Source organism: Agrobacterium sp., from assembly GCF_032092815.1.
Classification (GTDB): domain Bacteria; phylum Pseudomonadota; class Alphaproteobacteria; order Rhizobiales; family Rhizobiaceae; genus Agrobacterium.
In genome coordinates this window covers 121,672-122,568 of record NZ_DAMDBP010000014.1, presented here as the reverse complement: position 1 = coordinate 122,568, position 897 = coordinate 121,672, and the positions used below count along the sequence as shown (strand labels likewise).

At 56.2% G+C, this 897-nt stretch carries 1 protein-coding gene; it reads right to left on the bottom strand.

The genetic code is table 11. The features are described from left to right. Positions 1-90: 90 nt before the first annotated feature. The coding region (locus RT613_RS11060; RefSeq protein WP_313615310.1) for an aminotransferase class III-fold pyridoxal phosphate-dependent enzyme at positions 91-897 on the bottom strand (807 nt) is incomplete at its 5' end.

Below are 897 nucleotides of genomic sequence, written 5' to 3'. Positions count from 1 at the left end.
CAGCCCTTAAATCAGCCAAACCTATGAACCGTCCAACTTTATGGGGTCAGTTCAGAAGCGGGGTTTTTCTTGAGCCGTTGGATAGTGGCCCTATTCCTTGACGGTATCACGCAGGTGATCCAGCCCGTTGCGCAGTGTCTCGATGAACTGATCCACTTCCGAGTGGCTGATCGTCAAGGCAGGTGAGGCCAGCATACGGTCACCGGTGGCGCGCATGACAAGGCCGTTTTCAAGGCAATGATTGCGTACGACGACACCGACATCATCCGGTTTGGCAAAGCGTTTGCGGGTGGTTTTATCAACAGCGAGCTGTAGACCGCCCATCAGACCGACATTGACCGCTTCACCAACGATTTCATGATCAGCGAGGCTCTGCCATGCCTTGCTGAAATAGGGGCCGATATCATCGCGCACGCGATCAACCAGACCTTCGTCTTCCAGAATGCGGATATTTTCCAGGGCCGCTGCGGCACAGGTCGGATGGCCGGAATAGGTAAAGCCGTGGTTGAAGTCACCGACCTCATTGATCATGACCTCGGCCACACGATCGGAAACCAGCACACCACCAATCGGCAGATAACCAGAGGACAGGCCCTTGGCGACGGGTGCCAGATCCGGCTGATAACCAAAATGCTGGAAACCAAACCATGATCCAAGCCGGCCAAAGCCGCAAATCACCTCATCGGAGATCAGCAGGATATTGCGCGCCTTGCAGATGCGGGCGATTTCCGGCCAATAGGTATCAGGCGGGATGATGACACCGCCAGCGCCCTGAATGGGCTCGGCAACGAAGGCTGCGACATTGTCTTCGCCCAGCTCGTCAATCTTCGCCTCAAGCTCACGGGCCATTTTCAGACCGAACTCGGCGGGCGACAGATCGCCACCTTCGGCATACCA